The 19,295-nt window shown below is 40.1% G+C and carries 14 protein-coding genes; 13 read left to right on the top strand and 1 reads right to left on the bottom strand.

What is annotated here, in order from left to right; translation table 11 throughout:
• Positions 1 to 6: 6 nt before the first annotated feature.
• The 7 genes from ACQKCP_RS07855 to ACQKCP_RS07825 all read left to right on the top strand — a co-directional run bounded on the left by ACQKCP_RS07855 (position 7) and on the right by ACQKCP_RS07825 (position 11,528).
• Positions 7 to 2,292: a glycosyltransferase family 4 protein gene (locus ACQKCP_RS07855; protein WP_427611916.1), complete on the top strand. Its 2,286-nt coding sequence runs from the start codon at positions 7 to 9 to the stop codon at positions 2,290 to 2,292.
• 115 nt (positions 2,293 to 2,407) lie between these two features.
• On the top strand, positions 2,408 to 4,033 hold the full coding sequence (locus ACQKCP_RS07850; RefSeq protein ID WP_427611915.1) for a hypothetical protein: 1,626 nt from the start codon (positions 2,408 to 2,410) through the stop codon (positions 4,031 to 4,033).
• A gap of 202 nt (positions 4,034 to 4,235) precedes the next feature.
• On the top strand, positions 4,236 to 6,317 hold the full coding sequence (locus ACQKCP_RS07845; RefSeq protein WP_427611914.1) for an ATP-grasp fold amidoligase family protein: 2,082 nt from the start codon (positions 4,236 to 4,238) through the stop codon (positions 6,315 to 6,317).
• A 162-nt stretch (positions 6,318 to 6,479) separates the two neighbouring features.
• Complete coding sequence (locus ACQKCP_RS07840) at positions 6,480 to 7,481, top strand: CgeB family protein (protein WP_427611913.1); 1,002 nt, start codon at positions 6,480 to 6,482, stop codon at positions 7,479 to 7,481.
• A gap of 56 nt (positions 7,482 to 7,537) precedes the next feature.
• Positions 7,538 to 8,422: a UTP--glucose-1-phosphate uridylyltransferase gene (locus tag ACQKCP_RS07835; protein ID WP_427611912.1), complete on the top strand. Its 885-nt coding sequence runs from the start codon at positions 7,538 to 7,540 to the stop codon at positions 8,420 to 8,422.
• A gap of 3 nt (positions 8,423 to 8,425) precedes the next feature.
• Complete coding sequence (pgi, locus tag ACQKCP_RS07830; RefSeq protein ID WP_427611911.1) at positions 8,426 to 10,105, top strand: glucose-6-phosphate isomerase; 1,680 nt, start codon at positions 8,426 to 8,428, stop codon at positions 10,103 to 10,105.
• A 64-nt stretch (positions 10,106 to 10,169) separates the two neighbouring features.
• A complete protein-coding gene (locus tag ACQKCP_RS07825) occupies positions 10,170 to 11,528 on the top strand; it encodes a UDP-glucose/GDP-mannose dehydrogenase family protein (RefSeq protein ID WP_427612037.1) in 1,359 nt (452 codons plus the stop codon).
• Between the two features lie 100 nt (positions 11,529 to 11,628).
• On the opposite strand, the gene ACQKCP_RS07820 is transcribed toward ACQKCP_RS07825, so the two are convergent.
• A complete protein-coding gene (locus ACQKCP_RS07820; protein ID WP_427611910.1) occupies positions 11,629 to 13,116 on the bottom strand; it encodes a phosphomannomutase CpsG in 1,488 nt (495 codons plus the stop codon).
• A 138-nt stretch (positions 13,117 to 13,254) separates the two neighbouring features.
• Between ACQKCP_RS07820 and mazG the strand changes: the two genes are divergently transcribed.
• From mazG to panC, 6 genes are all read left to right on the top strand, one after another.
• Positions 13,255 to 14,121, top strand: a complete 867-nt coding sequence (gene mazG / locus ACQKCP_RS07815) for a nucleoside triphosphate pyrophosphohydrolase (RefSeq protein ID WP_427611909.1) — start codon at positions 13,255 to 13,257, stop codon at positions 14,119 to 14,121.
• Positions 14,105 to 14,479, top strand: a complete 375-nt coding sequence (locus ACQKCP_RS07810; RefSeq protein ID WP_427611908.1) for a ComEA family DNA-binding protein — start codon at positions 14,105 to 14,107, stop codon at positions 14,477 to 14,479. The genes mazG and ACQKCP_RS07810 overlap by 17 nt, the downstream gene beginning before the upstream one ends.
• Positions 14,480 to 14,645: 166 nt before the next feature.
• Positions 14,646 to 16,868, top strand: a complete 2,223-nt coding sequence (gene pcnB / locus ACQKCP_RS07805) for a polynucleotide adenylyltransferase PcnB (protein ID WP_427611907.1) — start codon at positions 14,646 to 14,648, stop codon at positions 16,866 to 16,868.
• A 1-nt stretch (position 16,869) separates the two neighbouring features.
• The gene (folK, locus tag ACQKCP_RS07800; protein WP_427611906.1) at positions 16,870 to 17,391 is read left to right on the top strand and encodes a 2-amino-4-hydroxy-6-hydroxymethyldihydropteridine diphosphokinase; all 522 of its coding nucleotides are present in this window, start codon (positions 16,870 to 16,872) and stop codon (positions 17,389 to 17,391) included.
• A 126-nt stretch (positions 17,392 to 17,517) separates the two neighbouring features.
• On the top strand, positions 17,518 to 18,318 hold the full coding sequence (panB, locus tag ACQKCP_RS07795) for a 3-methyl-2-oxobutanoate hydroxymethyltransferase (RefSeq protein ID WP_290178275.1): 801 nt from the start codon (positions 17,518 to 17,520) through the stop codon (positions 18,316 to 18,318).
• Positions 18,319 to 18,384: 66 nt separating this feature from the next.
• Complete coding sequence (gene panC, locus ACQKCP_RS07790) at positions 18,385 to 19,287, top strand: pantoate--beta-alanine ligase (protein ID WP_427611905.1); 903 nt, start codon at positions 18,385 to 18,387, stop codon at positions 19,285 to 19,287.
• The last annotated feature ends 8 nt before the right edge of the window (positions 19,288 to 19,295 follow it).

Raw genomic sequence — 19,295 nt, 5'->3', positions numbered from 1 at the left:
ATATAAATGAAAAATAAAGAGACGACTAAAAGTGAGTATCAAACTATTTCCTATCGTTTAGGTAAGGCTTTAATTGATGCTAAAACTGTTAAAGGTGCATTAACCTTGCCTTGGAAGCTATACCTTCTAAGAGAAGATGCTAAGAGCCGTCGCTCTCATAAAAAACCAAAGATAAACTATGAACAGCTTCTTAGGTCTAGTTCACTTGATAAATTACTGATCAAGATTCATAAAAAGCATGGGTTATTAGGTGTTACAGAGTTTTTGGAATGGTATGATATTTCAGCACAAGAAAAATCTAATATAGTTTATGACAATGCGCTTACAGTGAAGGATCAGAATCCTAAATTGTATAAAACGTTAATGGGCTTGTCTATTGAATTAAACAGTAATAAGAAAAACCTAAAAGCTTACGCATGGACTAACTATTACTTAAGAGATTTAAATCAATTAGAAATGGTGATCAACAAGCTTTTTCAGGAAGGAGAAAAAACGAATGACCAAGAATATTTTGCATTAGTAGATTTATTCAGTCATAAGTTAACCTCTTTGTTGTCTGATAAAAGTATGAACACCTTAGAAGAGTATGATGTTGTCTATGAAAACAACTTATTGAACTATAAGTCTTCTAAGTTTCCCGATTTAGTTCTAGAATTTTATTTCAAATATGGTAAGGAAAAGCTCTTATATTTTGTAGAAGAAAAATCGTATCATATGGGAACAGCAGATAAGGCATTTTTATTACTTAAGGTTTCAAAAGCATTATCAGCCCATGATAAAAAACTAGAAATATATTTCTGTGAAGAAGCTTTAAAGATAGATCAAAGTGAAAAAATATTGAGAGCTAGTTTATGGGTATATCAAAGAAACCAAGACTTTGCTAATACGTCTGTAGTTTTAAGAAAACTTGTACCTATTTTAGAAAAATCATCAGACTCCAAACAGAAGCTATTATTAGAAAAAATATATAAATCTCCTGCCTATAGCCTACTTGTTGAAAACCATATTCCTAGTGAGCCTAGAGATATGATAGATAGTATCCCTAATAGAATTGCTTATGTCTTACATAATAGCTTTCCTTATTCTTCTGGTGGCTATGCAACCAGAGCTTTTGGGGTATGTGAAGGTCTAAAAAGTCATGGTTTCGAAGTGGTTATTATCAATCGACCAGGGTTTCCAATAGATATCAAAGATGATCTAGACGCTGAAGACGTACCGGAAACTGAAATTATAGACGGTTACAGATATGTGCGTTCTTTATCAACATCACGTAGAGGGATGACTCCTTATGATTACATGCTTGAGGCAGCAAATGTAATTGAGACAAGGTTTAGAGAATATCGCCCTCAGTATGTTATAGCAGCCTCCAATCATATTACAGCCATTCCTAGTCTTATAGCTGCTAAAAGATTAGGGATTCCCTTCTATTATGAAGTGCGTGGTCTTTGGGAAATCACGCGCGTTTCGCGTGAGCCAGAGTTCGAAAAAAAGCCCGCTTATACTGTGCAAGTGTTACTTGAGACCTTAGCCGCAAAACATGCTACTCATGTCTTCACATTAACGAATCCCATGATAAATGAATTGGTAAGAAGAGGGGTTGAAAAAGAAGCCATATCGTTGGTTCCTAATTCGTGTTCGCCAGATAACTTTATCCCAAAAGAGCGCGACATGGAACTAGTAAAAAAACTCAATATTCCGGATGACGTTCCAGTTATTGGTTATATTGGTACTTTTGTACAATATGAAGGTCTCGATGATCTAGCAGAGGCTTGTGCTATTCTGAAATTCAAAGGTGTACCATTTAGGTTGTTACTTGTAGGTAATGAAAATGCTTCTGGTCAAGATGTTGGTCCTATTACAGCCAAGATTAGCGAAATTGCGACAACTTATGGGTTTAATGATTGGTTAATTATGCCTGGGCGTATACCTTTTGAGGAAGTTGAGAGTTATTACTCCCTTATAGATATTGCTCCCTTCCCACGCAAGTCCCAGCCAGTATGCGAGCTAGTTTCTCCAATGAAGCCATTAGAAGCATTAGCTATGAAAAAGGCTGTTTTAGTCTCTAGTGTACAAGCATTAAAAGAAATGGTCATTGAAAATAAGACCGGATTAGTGTTTGAAAAAGGTAATGTCAGTGATCTAGCCGATAAGTTGCAGTTGTTAATGAATGACAAAAGTCTAAGAAAGACTCTAGGTGAGAACGGAAGAGCTTGGGTTGAAGTTGAAAGAAATTGGGTGAAAACTACTACCGTGATTAAGAATGAGTTGTATTTGCAGAACAATACTTACTGAAAACTCTAATAGTTGAGATAGTGTTGAGTGCGACCATATTCCTAATATAATGTTTACAATAAAAATCATCCTAAAATATTTTATTACAATATAAATTAGCTAGGAAATATATATTATGCAAAATGAACTTACATATCTATTATCTAGTTTCAAGGATAATCCAGAAAGACTGTTTCAAGGCTATTGTTTCGATAAAGAAAATTTTGTTTTTGGTCAGGAAGGTGCAGATAAGTATTTTGAAGAAACAGGTAGAGAGATTGCACTAGGTGAAGACGGTTGTTACGTAACAGCAAAAAGAGTTGATAACGGATATGAAATAGGTAGCGATTATTCCGGATATAAAAAAATATTATATTTTAGTGATGAAAAAACAGGGAGTTGGGCAGTTTCAAATTCTTTAACGAAGATAGTTGAACATTTAGCCGAGAACTCAATTAGGGTCACACCAAGAATTCAATCGATCATGGCAATGCATATTGGCATATCTGTTTTTCAGCAGCCTGTGACATTTGATACAATAGCAAATGAAATAAAAATATTACCTTTAAATTCGATTTTAAAAATTGGGGCTAAGAAGCTAGAAATTAGAAAAATACATAATTTAGATTTTTTAGAGACTGATTACGATAATGTACTAAGAAATTTTGTCGCGATGTGGTCATCGAGAATAGCAACTCTACTTTCATGCAAAGACTTTTTTATTCAGCAAGGTCTAACAGGGGGCCTAGACTCACGGTCGGTGTTTTCACTATCAAACATTGCTAATAAAACTCAGAAGGTAAATGCTGATTATAGGTTGATTAGTAGTTTGACAAGAGGAGATGATATCGATATCAAGATTGCTGGGAAAATTACAAACCATTATGGATATGAGCTAAACGATAAAAGCCCTCCTACTATCTACAATCCAAAAAAACTAAATGCGCAAGAAAAATACTTGATTTGGAAGGACACAAGCTTGGGGTTATATCACCCAATCTATTTTCCTATCTTTGAAAGTGACTATAGAAAGGTATCAATAGGTGGACATGGTGGTGAAAACCATCGAATATTTTATGCAAAAAATCCAAAAATATATGATTATGATAGTTTTATAGCGTCTCTATCAAAAAGCTTCAAAGACACTCAGTTGAAGAACAAATTCGCTAGTGATTTAAATAATACCCTATCGACAATGCAAGAAATGGATATGCATGGTAGCGCTATAGATCCTTTAATACTTCATTATAAGCACTTTAGGAATAGGTTCCATTCGGGTCTGTTCCCACAGTATCGAGTCGTTTTTAGTCCTTTAAGCTCAAGATATCTAACCAATATATCAACAGGAGAAAATTCTAAAAAACTGGAAAACTCACAAGTTCTTTACGATCTTATTAACCTTACTGACGGTTTATTGGAAATTCCATTCGATAACTTGAAAAAGTTTCCTACACAAAAAAACCTAGAACAACTAACTAAGATAACAGGTAATGTACCAATTAAAGTAGGGAGGGTTTTCTCGAGCAATAATCTTTTCAAAGAGAGTGTATCACTTCACACTAAAAAATCACCGTTTATATATTTGAAAGAAGATTTTGATAAAGCATGTGACACTGAGTTAGTAAAAAAATTATGGGGTAAGGATTTTATCAATAAGGCTTCTAATAGTTTAGATAAGGCTGTAAAAGAAGGTAAGTTTGGCCACGCCACTGATGGAATTAATGTGTCTACAATTATTGCTACTGGATTATTTGAGCTATAGAATAGTCACTTTTATAGGTTTTTAGTAGTACTAAGTTAGCCAATATGCTTTTCAGAATAAATCTCCCCTCTTATATAAAACAATAGAACATACTTATAATATATAAATCACTATGAGATTCATAGTTATATTTAATGTTATAGATATAAGATTTGTTATCTAAAAGCATAAGTACTCTGAAAATATAGAATAGGAAGAAGAAATGTTTCTAAAAAATGGTGAAAAAGTTTTTGATTTTGATGAATATGAATATGATGGAGTCAGATTCATTATAAAAAAGGGTAAGTCTCATAGATTGTTTATATTTTTTAGTGCTTTTACCAAGAAAGGTTTTCCTCAAAAATATAATTATATAAAAAAAATTGTAGAGAATGATGAAGATAGTTTTATCTATTTTTTAGATTCTAATACTCCGAGAAAAGATCCTCGCGGAACATATTTTCTAGGGGATAGTGAAGATAGTTATTTGAAATCAATAATATATATCTTACGGACTGAGTTCCATAACCTTTCAAGTCTAGATATCTGGTTTTTAGGTTCTTCCAAAGGTGGTAGTGGGGCACTACTAGCCTGCTTAGAGTTAGGCATTGGATCTTTATTGATAAATGCACCTCAGATAAAAATTGGTGATTATTTATTTGATAAAAATCCAGAAGCAATAGTTGAAACAGGTAGAAATAGAAATGAGTTGAATGATATTATATTAAATAGAATTAAGTATTCAAGTCAGCCTATAGATATTTATGTTTGTTGTGGGATAGAGGATAGTTCACATTGGTTTTCACATTTGAAATATCTTATTAATCAGAGTAATGTTAACGCTAATACTAATATTAAAGTTATACCAACGAGAGGTGGGCATGACGATATATCAATAAATGATTATAGTATTATTGTAGATGCATTAATCAATAAAGATAAAATTTTAAATGATGGAGATAGTTTAAAGCGTACAATAGAGTCTTTTGAAAATAGAACTAGCTTCTTTTTCGAGAAGTTTATAATACCTGAATTAGAAAGTGTTAATGGAATAAAAACTAGTATTAGTGTCTTTAGAGAAAGTATATATAAAGTTGTAGCAGATAGTACTACTATAACTATTCTTGATTACCAATCAGCAGTTGTTCATATTAGTGGTTTTGAAGGTATCGAAATAACTGTGTACGCAAAAGACAATAAAGGTAGGATTATATCAAAAGGCGGTAAGTATATTAACTATGAACATAACTTCACACTACAGAATATGGACGCTAGGAATATTCATATATTAACTGTATTTATGAAGATTTATGGGGAAAAGATGAGTTTTAATTTACTTACAAGCCTCCTTAGAAAAGTAAGTAACATAGAGTATTATGAAAATGATATTGAGCATCTAGAACAGTTATCTTTAGAGTATTCTGACGTTGCTCAGAGAGTGATTAGAAGTAAAGATTCTAGAATGCTTAAAAGCGCCTATGTAGCCCCTTCGTTCATTGATAGTAGTGATGCTACATTGATTGCTCGAAATGGTATTGGATATTCATTTAAAACATGTATTACAAATGCTCTTCTCAGAAATAATTTACCAGAAAGAAACAGTATTTTAAATTCATTTTCTAAGAAAGATACAGCAGATTTTTTAAGTAGTAAAGGTTATAAGGTTCCAATAGTATATGAATATAATGCAGATATTAAAGAAGTTTTGAAATATAGTAAATGTATTGTAAAGCCTGTAAGAGGTGCTGGTAGTAAAGGAGTTTTTGTTAAAAGTCCAGATGGATACCTTGACCTTAGAGATAAAGAGTTAATTTCTGATTATGAAAGTTTTGAGGAGAAATATAAATCTTACTCAGATTTGGACGTAATTATAGAAGAGTTAATTTCAGATGATGATGAAATAGCTAGAGATATTAAAATTTACTCTTTTTATGGAGCATCCCCTATAGCCCTTGAGATAATTCGAAGCAATGATAAGAACTATTATTGCTATTATGACGAAGATTTTAATATTATAAATGACTGTCAAGATAGAGAAAGAGATTTTTTTGATGGAAAGGGGTTTAATAAAGAAATTTTTGCTATAGCTAAAGAAGTTAGCTGTCTAATACCCTTACCATTTATAAGAGTGGATTTCTTAGTTGCGAATGAAGATTATAGGTTAGGAGAGCTTACACCTATACCTGGTTTTTACTCACGATTCAATAATAGTTATGATAAGAAACTCGGAAAGGAATATTTGCTAGCAGAGAATAGGTTACAAAAAGATTTGTTACAAGGAAAGTTTTCTAACGTAAATAAATAATAGTTCTCTAATTAAATAATGTGAATTATGACTTAAGTTGGATATTAAATCATAATATATTTAAAGAGCCAAACTATATGTTTGCTCATAAACGCTAAACATTTAAGAATGAAAAGGTGTTATTTCCTAATAAGAGTCTTATATAGGACACGGTCCACTAGAGTGAGTATATTGAAAAATATTAGTATTAGTTTAATTAGTGATGAGTTAACGGTTTATGCTCTTGCATCATCAAATATAGCAAATATAAAAACTTTTAAGGGAGCTAGCTGGTTATGGAAAAAACAAAAGTATAGACCTGACTTCATCCTAGTCGAATCAGCATGGCGTGGTCACAAAGACAAATGGCGCTATAAGATTGCCAATTATCCTGACTATCCTGAACGTAACAATGTCGAGCTACGTAGACTTTTAGAACTGGCGGACAAGTATAATATTCCCGCTGTATTTTGGAATAAAGAAGATGGTGCTCACTTTAACCGTTTCATTGATTCTGCCAGCTTATTCAAATATGTACTAACCGTTGATGAAAACTGCGTTGAGCGCTACCAGTCAATCTTAGGCAGTAGCGTAAAAGTAGGGGTGCTACCCTTTGCTGTGCAGCCTAAGTTTCACTATCCTACCTCCTTACCGCCTCAATATAATGAGAGCCTATTTGTCGGTAGTTATAGCCATCATATTCATAATGCGCGCCAGCAATGGCAGGATATGGCGTTCACTGCAGCCTCTCCTTATGGGCTGACCATCGTAGACCGTAACTCTGATCGTAAGTCAGATGTCTATCGTTATCCAGAGCTACCGAGTATGACTATTAAGCCTGCGGTTCCTTACGATCAGACAGGTGAGCTATTCAGACAGTATTCACACTGTCTCAACGTCAACACCGTGACCGATTCCCCAAGTATGTTTTCTCGCCGTCTGATTGAAATCATGGCTTGTGGTAGGTTGGCAGTGACCAATCCTAGCTTGTCAGTCAGTACCCGCTTTGAAGGTATGTGTGAAGTTGTAGATAATAAAGAGCAGGCAGACGAATTGTTTGCCCAACTTTCCAAAGGCTATACTAAACAGCAGACAGAGATAATGCGCTACGCCAGTGACCATGTATTACAAAATTATAATTATGATCAATGGATTAAACGAATTGTAGAGTTTATTGATTTATAGCTCCTTATCAGCATATATTGTATTTCCTTATATCTTCTTAATATAGCTAACATACTATGAAAAAAATCACTCACGCTGTTATCCCTGTCGCAGGCTTTGGTACACGTATGCTGCCATTGTCGAAATCTGTGCCAAAAGAATTGTTACCGCTTGGCAATCGCCCTGCTATTCATTACGTGGTCGAAGAGGCTATCGCTGCGGGTATTAAGCATATTGTCTTGGTCGGTCATACGCAAAAGAGCGCGATTGAAAACTACTTTGATATCAATGCTGAATTGGACAATCAATTACGTTACAAAGGCAAAGATGAGTTGGCTAATAGCTTAAATTGGTTGCCAGAAGATGTGACGGTGTCGATGATACGTCAAGGTAAGGCGTTAGGTTTGGGACATGCAGTACTGGCAGCGCGACCAATTATCGGCGAGCATGACTTTGCCGTATTGTTACCTGATGTCGTGCTTGATCCATTTACCACTGATATGTCTGCTGATAATTTGGCCTTTATGTTAGACGCCTTTGCTACAGATGGTCACTCACAGATATTGGTTGATCAAATAGCGGATAAAGACGTACATAAATACGGTATTGCTCAACTAGATGAAAAGCTAAGTGACACTAATGATATTAACGAAGAAGTAAATACTAATGCTAGCTTTAAAGTGGCTGGTTTTGTCGAAAAGCCCAATCTAGCTGATGCCCCCTCCAATCTGGCTGTGGTAGGACGCTATGTATTCAGCAACCATATCTTTGATTACTTAGCCAATACTAAAGCATCTGTCGGTGGTGAGATTCAGCTGACAGATGCGATTGACGCGCTTATTAGTGAATACGGTGTCCATGTCACAACTATGCGCGGCAATAGCTACGATGCAGGCGATATGCGTTCGTATATGCAGGCATTCATCTACTTTGCCAAGCATCAATTAGCAGATGATGAATAGCTGATGGAAGAGATAAAGGGCGATAAGGCATATAGCAGTGCTCGACATTCTAAATACTGGCAGCAACTACAGACGCTTGCAAAACATCCGTGGGCGCTTGCACAGTTATTTGCGCAAGATGATAAGCGTGCCAAGCATTTTAGCGTGCAGACTGGTGCGCTGTATATGGATTTTAGTAAGCAGCGTATTGATCAGACAGTATTGTCTAACTTACTGAGTTTGGCTGACAGTTGTGAGCTAGATGCTCGTATTGATTCATTACTGCAAGGGGCTATGGTAAATACCAGCGAGCAGCGTGCTGCGTTGCATACGGCGCTACGTTTGCCAGCGACAGCGACATTACAAGTCGATGGACAAAATATCGTCACTGATGTACATCATAGTTTGTCACAAGTGGCACGCTTATCAGAGCGCGTGCGCAATGGCACATGGCGCGGGTTTTCGGGCAAGGCAATTACAGATGTTGTCAATATTGGGGTTGGTGGCTCTGATCTTGGCCCACTCATGGCGACTACAGCGCTCGACGAATGGGCAGATACCAGTATTGAGGTGCATTTTGTCTCCAATATGGACGGTACGCAGCTTGACAATCTACTCAAGCATTTAAACCCTGAGACCACACTATTTATTATTTCTTCCAAATCCTTTGGTACGGTTGACACCTTATCAAATGCTAAGACAGCATTATCTTGGCTACTTGCGACGGCAAAACTCCGTGCAGGCACAGAAGATAGTGTATTGCGTCGACACTTTATCGGCATCTCAGCCAATAGTGAAAAAATGAGTGCTTGGGGAATTCATCCTGAGCATCAGTTGCAGCTTTGGGAGTGGGTCGGCGGTCGCTTTTCTTTATGGTCGGCGATTGGCCTTGCCATTGCTATTCGTATCGGTATGAATGGCTTTAAGGCATTATTAAGTGGCGCTCATAGTATGGATGAGCATTTTGCACAAGCTGACTTTGCCGACAATTTACCCGTACTGTTAGGCTTGCTAGCTGTTTGGAACAGTACTTTTTTACAAGTAAACGCGCACACTGTATTGCCTTATGATGGCCGATTGGGCTATCTACCTAGCTATCTTACCCAGCTAGAGATGGAGAGTAATGGCAAGTCTGTTACTCGGAATGGGGATCATATTGACTATGATACGTGTCCAATTCTATGGGGTGAAATTGGCTCAAATGCACAACATGCATTCTATCAGCTGCTACACCAAGGTACGCAGCAAGTCTCCTGTGATTTTATCGCTTGCGTGCGACGCTACGGTGATGAGGCGCAGAACTCATCATTGCAGCAACAGCACGAATTGTCTTTAGCCAACTGTCTTGCGCAAAGTCGAGTATTGGCATTTGGTAATGCTGCTGTGACAGATCTGGTGGATCCACAGACAGTTTCCGAAGCAGACAAATATAAGTACTACCGTGGGAATCAACCGTCAACCACATTACTGATTGATGAGCTGACGCCGCATAGCTTAGGAGCATTGATAGCGCTCTACGAGCATAAGGTTTATGTCATGGCCAGTATCTGGGATATCAATCCGTTTGATCAATGGGGCGTCGAGATGGGCAAGCAAATGGCAGACTCCGTACACCATGCTATGCAGCATGTGCAGAAAGATGCTCAAGGCCTATTCGATACGTCTACTGACCAATTACTACAGCGTATTAAACAGCTGCCTTAGTAGTATTGATACGTCAATAATATAGGAAAGCACGCTCATGGAGACGGCTTTAGATGGTAGCCATATGAATAAATATAACAATAAATCTGAACCAAACCAATTAACTGATTCCACAGTTTGTGTGCTTATTGGTCACAGTATAGAGGCAATTACCAGCGCAGTAGTGCTGGCAAGTCTCGGTCAGTGTGTGCATCTTTACGCAGACAAGGCGCTACTAACGCAGCAGATACAGCAATATGGTTTTGAGCATCACCTGCAAGCTCTATGGCAAATGTATGAGCAGCAGCAGGTTATTACTAGTAAGGAATTACCAGCTAGTGCCGATATGCTAATAAAAGGCTATGAAGCAGTAGGCCATGACAAAACTGATGTTCAAAGTACAGTGACGCTTTATTGGTTGTTTTTAGACAGTGTCAAGCTAGCATGGACAGAAGACAGTTGGATTATCGCGTTTAATCAAAGCCATCAGCAGGCGCTACCTGTGATTATGAGCGGCATTGAGCAATTAGGCCATGTAGCAGAATTGGCTCAACGTTTGCAACGTGCTTGGGTCTATTATGTGCCATTTGTATTCTTACAAGATGGCGATGCTTATAGCTCGATGTTGAACCCTTCGTTATGGCTACTGGGTGAAAAGACAGTGAGTAGCAGTCAGCACTTGAATGTGTTGAAACCTTTAATGCAGCATGCACGCGCTACTCATCATGCTGATATCGCAACGATAGAGTTTGCTCGCAGTAGTATCATGGCAATGCTAGCGACTAGAGTGAGCTTTATGAATGAGATGTCACGTTTGGCTGATAGTCAAAATGTTGATATCAGTCAAGTCAGTCGTATTATGGGATTGGATGAGCGGGTAGGCAGCAGTTATCTAAAAGCAGGATGGGGCTTCGGTGGTAATACTTTGCCCACAGAGCTGGCTAAATTGCAACAATCAAGCCGTACCCACAGTTTGGATATGCCTTTATTGCAATCTATCGTGCATATCAATGAAGACCAAAAAGAGCTTATATTCCGTAAATTTTGGCAGTATTTTGATGGGTTTATTGATAATAAAACAGTCATGATTTGGGGCGGTAGTTATAAATCAGGCTCAGGACGTACCGCTGGTTCAGCTATCCATCCGTTGTTAGCATTACTGTGGTCTTATAATATTCGTACGCTGGTTTATAGTGATAAGGCACAGCACGAGCTTGCCGAGCTTTATCAGCAACAGCCATTGCTTGAGCTGATTACTAGTCCCTATCAACAGCTTTGCGATACCCATGCTATTTTCATCGTTAGTTGGTCACCGCGAGATCAATTAGATATCGCCCAAATCAATCAACAAGCCATGCCAGTATTTGATGCGCAAAATGCCCTGACACGCTCACAAATTAATAGCTTAGTAGGTGACTATATGGGTATTGGTCGAACTAAATAGTTTGATTTAAGGTTTTCTGTGTATAGAAAAAGGCTCGCGAATACTCATTAGCGAGCCTTTTTCGACTTATAATCAGAACTGTTTTACTGGGTCAATCACTTTATGCTGGTACGGCACCTTGCGTTGCTAGCCATTGCTGAATTTCTTGAGTTTTAGCAGCCAGTAACGGTTGATCACCGCGACTTTCAATATTCAATCTGATAAGCGGCTCGGTATTCGATGTTCGCAAATTAAAGCGCCACTCTCCAAAATTCAGACTTAAACCATCGAGTGTCGATTTAACTGGGCTTTGCGTACTAAACTTCTCTTCAATAGCGCTGATGATAGCTGGTGCGTCATAGGTTGTGAGACGAAAGTTTAGCTCGCCTGAGCTAGGATAGGCAGCAATATAGCCTGTGACCAATTCGGATAGTGTTTTGCCGGTGATAGACAACAGCTCAATGGTCAATAACCATGGAATCATGCCACTATCGCAATAGAAGAAGTCTCGGAAATAGTGATGGGCAGACATTTCACCACCGTACACAGCACCTGAGTCCCGCATGACTTGCTTGATAAATGAGTGTCCAGATTTACTGATGACAGCCTTACCATTATGTTCATATATCACTGCTTCGGTGTTATAAATCACTCGTGGATCATAGACGATTGATTCACTCGGGTATTTGTTTAAAAAAGCTTGAGCGAGCATACCGACGATGTAGCTACCATCGATAAACTCACCTCGTTCATCGAATAGGAAGCAGCGATCAAAGTCACCATCAAAAGCAATACCAAGATCCGCGTTGTTTTCCAAGACGGCTTGCTGGGTAGCTACTCTATTGGCTTCAATCATTGGATTGGGAATGCCATTGGGGAAGCTACCATCCGGTGTATGATGCAATTTAATCACTTCAATCGGTGCATCTGCTTGTGCTAATTTATCGATTAATAAATTGACCACAGGACCTGCACTACCATTACCTGAATTAACGACCAGTTTGAGTGGTTTTAGTTTCTCAGTATCGATAAAAGTCATGACATGATCGATGTACGCGCTTCTATCCGTCAATAACTGCAATTTGCCCGTTTGGTTGTCCGTAGTGAATTGCCCAGATTCTGCCAGTGCTTGAATCTCTGCCAAACCATCATCAGCGCTGATTGGTTTTGAATGTTCTTTAACCAGTTTTAGGCCATTATAATTGATAGGGTTATGACTGGCAGTCACTTCAATACCACCTAACGCCTGATAGTGACTGGTAGCAAAATATACTTCTTCAGTACCACTCATGCCCAAATCAATCACATCAACGCCTGCATCAGCGATGCCTTTGATAGCGGCTTGTTTTAATTGCTCACTAGAGTGGCGAATATCACTACCGATAACGATAGCTGGTTTTAGAGTTGCTACATCATCGGCTTGGGTTTGAGCTGCTGCCTGATAACGCTGATATAAAATCTGTGCGAACGCGCGCCCGATACGGTAGGAAATCTCTTCATCGAGATTGACCCCAAGCTCACCCCGAATGTCATAGGCTTTGAATGAGCTGATAGTAACAGGGTCGAATGTCGCGGCTGGTTGATAGCTGGTGGTCGCAGAAGTGGACATAATGATAAAGTTCCTCGCGCATGAGCAGTGGTAAAATGAAGTCGTCAGTAGCACAATTATAAGCCAAGCTGTGTTCAATGATACACTAACTATTAGACGAATCAGCAAACAACACATAAAACGATAAGAGCCGCCCTTATGAGTATTTTAGACAATAAAGTTACCGTGCCTGTACCAGTACAAGGAACACCAGAAGCCACTGGCCAGCTTGATGATTTGTTAGCGTTGATGGCACGACTAAGGGCAGACTGTCCGTGGGACAAAAAGCAAACCAATCATAGTCTTATTCCTTATGCCATCGAAGAGGCTTACGAGCTAGGCGAAGCGGTACAAGGTGACGATGATGAAGACATCAAAGGTGAGCTTGGCGATGTGCTGCTGCAAGTGGTGTTTCATTGTCAGATGTATGCGGAGCAAGGGCGCTTTGATATGAGTGATGTCATTACGACCTTACAAGAAAAACTGGTTCGCCGTCATCCACATGTATTTGAAGCCGAAACGCTCAAAGACGATGCGGCAGTAAAAGTACGCTGGGACGAAATCAAGCTTGAGGAGCAGCAGGCACGCGAAGCACGTGGTAAATCCAAGCGTCGCTTAGATCAAGTCAAAGCGGGTAGCGCATTGATGCAGGCGCAAGATGTACAAAAGCAAGCGTCAAAGTTGGGTTTTGATTGGGAAGGTGTTGCAGGTGCCGTAGATAAACTAGATGAAGAGATTACTGAGCTAAAGCATGAGCTAACAGATAAGTCTACAATCGAGGTCAAAGCAAATATCAGAGAAGTCGAAAAAGAATTAGGCGACTGTATGTTTGCACTGGTCAATGTCGCACGCAAATTAAATTTGGATGCAGAGACAGCAACCTTAACTTGCGTGCACAAGTTTAAATCTCGCTTTGGCTACATTGAAACGCAATTGGCTGCTGCTGGCAAGCGGTTAGAGGACAGCGATATAATAGAAATGGATGCACTGTGGGAAGCGGCGAAACAACATGAACGCTCATCGTAAATTCTCATTTGCCAGCTTACTGACGACCACCGCTTTTAGTCTCCTATTGTCTGTGGTCGCAATCAGTAATGCGAATGCAGATCCTTGTTTTGACGACCCTAAACGTGCCTATAAATATTTAATCGCGAAAGAAAAAGCTGTTATACAAGCGCGTGAGCAGAAAGTTATCAATATCAATCGAGCTAATGAAGGTGAGCTAGTGTCGTTAGATGGTATCGGCAGTAGTAAAGCGCAGGCGATAATTTTATATCGTGATATGTTTGGTGATTTTAAGACAGTGGATGAGTTAGCAAAAGTGAAAGGTATCGGTGCAAAAACAGTCGAGAAAAACCAAAGACGTTTAAGTGTGCGTGATTAATGGCGGTGTTTTGCATTAATTAACCCCAATATTGACAAAATAGCATGTAAGTAAATGTCATAACACCCCCAGTAGGTCCAAAATTTGTTAAACTAGCGGGTACATCCGCCTGATAAACGCTGTGTTATTCAGGGGTAGTTAAAGAATACCGGCGAGGAGTAGATGCATGGCCGAGCGTGCCGCCAAGCAGTTAGAACTGAACAAATCTGAATTACCCAATTCCATTACTGAAGTGATTGCCACATTGACCCGTGCTGGGTTTGATGCGTATATCGTCGGTGGTGGTGTGCGCGATACTTTATTAGGTCTGCGCCCGAAAGACTTTGATGCCGTCACTGATGCCAAGCCGCATGAGATTAAAGATGTCTTTGGTAAGCGCTGCCGCATTATCGGTCGCCGCTTCCAGTTAGCGCATGTATATTCAGGTCGCGAGTTGATTGAAGTTGCTACTTTCCGTGGTCCACCAACCAGTGATGCCAATACCAATCAAGATGGTATGATTCTGCGCGACAATGTTTGGGGCGATATCCAACAAGATTTCTCCCGTCGCGACTTCTCTATCAATGCGCTTTATTATCAACCGCTCAAAGGTATCGTTCATGACTTTTGCGGTGCGCTTGATGATATTGATAACAGAATTATTCGTCTATTGGGCAATGCGCCAGTACGTATCGAAGAAGATCCTGTGCGCTTGCTCCGTGCCTTACGTTTCAAGGCCAAGCTAGGTTTTGAGTTTGATGAAGCGTTGTCCGAGCAATTCAATGACGGGAACTGGGCGCTGCTTGAGCAAATATCACCGCATCGTCTCTATGATGAAACGCAAAAGATGTTTACCGGTGGCTATTTAGTACCCCTATTGCCACTATTGTTTGAATCAGGTGCGATTGATAGCCTCATTATTTATCCACCGTCTGAGCCAAGTGCTTTAGTCAATCAGGTAGCTATCAATACTGATAAGCGTATTGCAGCGGGCAAGAGTATCAACCCTGCGTTCTTCTATGCTGCCTTACTATGGGAAAACTATCTGCATCAATTGGCAAAAGCTAAGAAGCGCAATATGCCGTTTGCCGAAGCGCAAATGCATGCTGCTGGTAAAGTCATCGACCGTCAACGTATCAAAACCGCTATCCCTAAATTTGCTGAGCAATTCATTCGAGATATCTGGATATTGCAGCCAAAACTTGCAGCCCCGCGTAGCAAACAAATCGTTCAGCTATCTGAGCATCCACGTTTCCGTGCGGGCTTTGACTTTTTGTTATTGCGTGAGCAATGTGGCGATGCTGAGCATCCGCTATCAGAGTCAACCAACGATATGGGTGACTGGTGGCAGACGTATCAAACCTTGTCTGAACAAGAGCAGCAGCAAGCGATTGATGAGTTTGACGAAAACATTCGCCGAGGTGCTTATAAAAAAGGGCAACGTGGGCGCGGACGTAATCGTCAAGAATCAAAAACACAAACTACTGATAACGCAACACCTAATCAGAACAGTACAAAGCAAAACAAAGCCGATGACCGTCCTGAAAAAGGTAGAAATGAGCAATCAATGGTAAATGATTCGTCAAATATTCCAGCCCGTCGTCGCCGTGCTGCCAGCCAATCTAAAGCTAGTCGCAATGACAGCGGAAGACACGGCGTGCAGCAAATAGAGCAAGACAATAACGAGCTTGCTCAGCTACAGCAGTTGTCTCTTGCTAGTAACAAGCAATCGGCTAGCCAACACGTAAAGCCTAAGCCATTATTTGTTATAGAGCACGAGAACGTTGTGCCGCCATTGCAGAAGCAACTGTCAGCTGATGATACGTCAAAGCGCAGCAAAGCACCTGTGCGAAAGCCAGTATCAACCAATCAAGATGCATTAAAGCAAGTAGCTAAAGCCGAGCGCGTAAATAGTAGCACTCAGCCGTCTAATACTAACCAGCCAGAAACTCAGGCATCAGCTAGACCAGCTCGCTCGATCGCAAGATCACCTGCGTTAGTCAGTATGAATAACGAGCCGATCCCGCATAAGCGTCGCCGTCGTCAACCTACTGTAGATAGTGCGAGCAATATCGAAGTACAAGGCAGTAATAATTCGAAGGGCAGTAATGGCAAAGCACAGCCAGCAGCGAAGTATGCGAAAAAAGCGCCTAAGCCTGCAGTTGAATCGTCTGATAGAAGTGATACGAAAAGTGTAAAGGAAGTAGGTAGCAAGGTATTAGATAGCAAAGACTCGGCAAAAACCGCTGCACCTACGAGAGCCAAGAAATCGGTGAAAGCAACTACTGCAAAGGCTGCTAAAGCGACGCAAGATACGAATGATCAGATGCCTGCTGTGAAAGTAACTGATAACAAAGGCCCTGTACCATCGAAGCGCCGCCGCCGTCAGCCTGGTACTGAAAGCGTATAATATGGATAACAGTACAGATAATAGTAACTGGGTTACCTGTTATGTAGGCTTGGGTAGCAACCTCGCTAATGAGCTGGGTTCGCCTACCGATCATTTGCAGCAGGCGCTTGCAATGATGCGAGCACATGAGCAAGTACGCGAAGTAAGTGTCTCTTCTTTTTACGCTTCAGCACCGATGGGGCCACAAGACCAGCCGGATTTTGTTAATGCAGTGGCTGGTTTTGAGACAACGTTTGCCCCTTACGAGCTGCTTGCTTTTTGTCAGCAGTTAGAGAGTATGGCTAAGCGAGCACGTTTGCGCCGTTGGGGTGAACGTAGTCTAGATGTTGATATTTTGCTATACGGTGAGATACAGATTACTGATCCAACACTGACAATACCGCACGCTGGTTTAAGTGAGCGTAATTTTGTCTTAATACCACTGCGAGAGTTGGCACCAAACTTAACCATTGCAGGTAAGTCGATAAGTGACTATTCCCAAAGTCGCGATTGGACAGGTTTAACATTACTATCAAGCGATTGATTATAAGTAATTGATACTAAGTGATAGACGTTAAATGTTTGAAAGATTCGTCTAACGTATTTCAAGCATAGCTCTGATAGTAGCAATATTGATAATCAAAGGCATTGCAGATTAATTGAGGGTCATATGACGACATTATCTACTCTAAATAAATTTAAAAAAGACGGTACCAAGTTCACGTGCTTGACCTGTTATGACTCGATGTTTGCACGAATGATGGAAAAAGCTGAAATTGATACGATTTTAATTGGCGATAGCTTGGGCATGGTTGTACAAGGTCATGACTCGACACTACCTGTGACAGTTAATGATATGGCTTATCACACTGCCAATATTGCCCGTAGCAACAAACACGCGTTGATATTGGCTGACCTGCCGTTTATGAGTTATGTGACACTACCAGAAGCCGTTGCTAATAGCCGCACATTGATGCAAGCAGGGGCGCATGTCATAAAAATCGAAGGTGGTAGCGAGCTGTGTGAATTGGTAACGACCTTGGCGCAAGCAGGTACACCAACTTGTGTACATCTTGGTTTGACTCCGCAATCAGTCAACGTGTTTGGTGGTTATAAAATTCAAGGTCGCGGTGATGAGGCGGCTGATAAACTGCTTGCTGATGCCAAGGCAGTCGTCGATGCAGGTGCTGCACTGCTAGTGTTAGAATGTGTTCCAGCCGCGCTTGCAAAAGCCGTTACTGAAGCTGTTGCTGTGCCAGTTATTGGTATTGGTGCTGGAGCTGATACTGATGGTCAGGTATTGGTTATGCATGACATGCTAGGTATGGCACATGGCCGAGTGCCACGTTTTATTCATGATTTTTTAACCGATGAGCGTAATAGCGCTCACAGTATCGAAGGTGCTTTTGCACTTTATCAGCAGTCAGTACGCGAAGGTAGCTTCCCGACTGAGCAGCACCAATTTAGCTGATTTTGAAGTTATTAAAGTTATTTTAGCTATTGAACAACAGAACGTTTGAATAGAAGAAAAGTAATCATGTCTCCAATTATTTATCATGATATTTCGTCACTACGTGAAGCGCTGCAGTCTTATCGTGGTCAGCAACGTGACAAACAAGGCCGTCAGCAGCGCATTGCGCTAGTACCCACGATGGGTAATCTACATGACGGTCATCTTGAGCTGGTAAAAATTGCCAAACAGCATGCAGATGTAGTGGTGGTCAGTATCTTCGTTAACCCTATTCAGTTTGGCGTTGGGGAAGATTTTGACAGCTATCCGCGTACATTAGATGCAGATGTAGCCAAGCTTGCGACAGTGGATGCAGATTACGTGTTTGCACCTAGCATTGATGCGATGTATCCAGTATTACCACCACCTACTGCTGTGTTGGCAGGGGCTATTGCCAATCAGTTGTGTGGTCAATCACGTCCTGGACACTTTGATGGTGTTGGTATTGTTGTCGCTAAACTATTCAATATCGTACAACCAGATGTGGCAGTATTTGGACAAAAAGACTATCAGCAGCTTGCTATTATTAAGCAGTTGGTACGTGACTTGAGTTATCCTATTAATATCATTGGTGCGCCTATTGTTCGTGCTGATGATGGCTTAGCGCTATCATCGCGTAATCAATACTTAAGTGCAAATGAGCGTCAAGCTGCCCCTGTATTACATCAAGCATTGCAAGAATTAGCGCAGAGTTTGAAAAGTACGGCTCTTAGTAAGCAAGCATTTGATAAGCTATTAGTAGAGACGCGGACACGTATTAGTGACGCAGGTTTTATTATTGATTATCTGGAAATCAAGACTGAGGAGTTAGGTTCTGTCGTAAGTGACTCTAAAACCTTTAATATAGAAAACAAAAATATCGTTATTTTAGTTGCAGCGTGGCTAGGAAAAGCGCGTTTGTTGGACAATCAGTTGGTAGTGGTAAATTAGCTTTTATG

It is taken from the genome of Psychrobacter sp. NPDC078631 (genome assembly GCF_050268165.1).
Classification (GTDB): domain Bacteria; phylum Pseudomonadota; class Gammaproteobacteria; order Pseudomonadales; family Moraxellaceae; genus Psychrobacter.
This window is presented reverse-complemented; position numbering and strand designations above follow the sequence as displayed.

What these genes read in the sequence shown, in the direction of transcription:
- folK (WP_427611906.1), top strand. Translation starts at nt 16,870, where the DNA reads ATGGATAACAGTACAGATAATAGTAACTGGGTTACCTGTTATGTAGGC.
- ACQKCP_RS07810 (WP_427611908.1), top strand. Translation starts at nt 14,105, where the DNA reads ATGAACGCTCATCGTAAATTCTCATTTGCCAGCTTACTGACGACCACC.
- ACQKCP_RS07835 (WP_427611912.1), top strand. Translation starts at nt 7,538, where the DNA reads ATGAAAAAAATCACTCACGCTGTTATCCCTGTCGCAGGCTTTGGTACA.
- panC (WP_427611905.1), top strand. Translation starts at nt 18,385, where the DNA reads ATGTCTCCAATTATTTATCATGATATTTCGTCACTACGTGAAGCGCTG.
- ACQKCP_RS07850 (WP_427611915.1), top strand. Translation starts at nt 2,408, where the DNA reads ATGCAAAATGAACTTACATATCTATTATCTAGTTTCAAGGATAATCCA.
- ACQKCP_RS07845 (WP_427611914.1), top strand. Translation starts at nt 4,236, where the DNA reads ATGTTTCTAAAAAATGGTGAAAAAGTTTTTGATTTTGATGAATATGAA.
- ACQKCP_RS07855 (WP_427611916.1), top strand. Translation starts at nt 7, where the DNA reads ATGAAAAATAAAGAGACGACTAAAAGTGAGTATCAAACTATTTCCTAT.
- mazG (WP_427611909.1), top strand. Translation starts at nt 13,255, where the DNA reads ATGAGTATTTTAGACAATAAAGTTACCGTGCCTGTACCAGTACAAGGA.
- panB (WP_290178275.1), top strand. Translation starts at nt 17,518, where the DNA reads ATGACGACATTATCTACTCTAAATAAATTTAAAAAAGACGGTACCAAG.
- pcnB (WP_427611907.1), top strand. Translation starts at nt 14,646, where the DNA reads ATGGCCGAGCGTGCCGCCAAGCAGTTAGAACTGAACAAATCTGAATTA.
- ACQKCP_RS07825 (WP_427612037.1), top strand. Translation starts at nt 10,170, where the DNA reads ATGAATAAATATAACAATAAATCTGAACCAAACCAATTAACTGATTCC.
- pgi (WP_427611911.1), top strand. Translation starts at nt 8,426, where the DNA reads ATGGAAGAGATAAAGGGCGATAAGGCATATAGCAGTGCTCGACATTCT.
- ACQKCP_RS07820 (WP_427611910.1), bottom strand. Translation starts at nt 13,116, where the DNA reads ATGTCCACTTCTGCGACCACCAGCTATCAACCAGCCGCGACATTCGAC.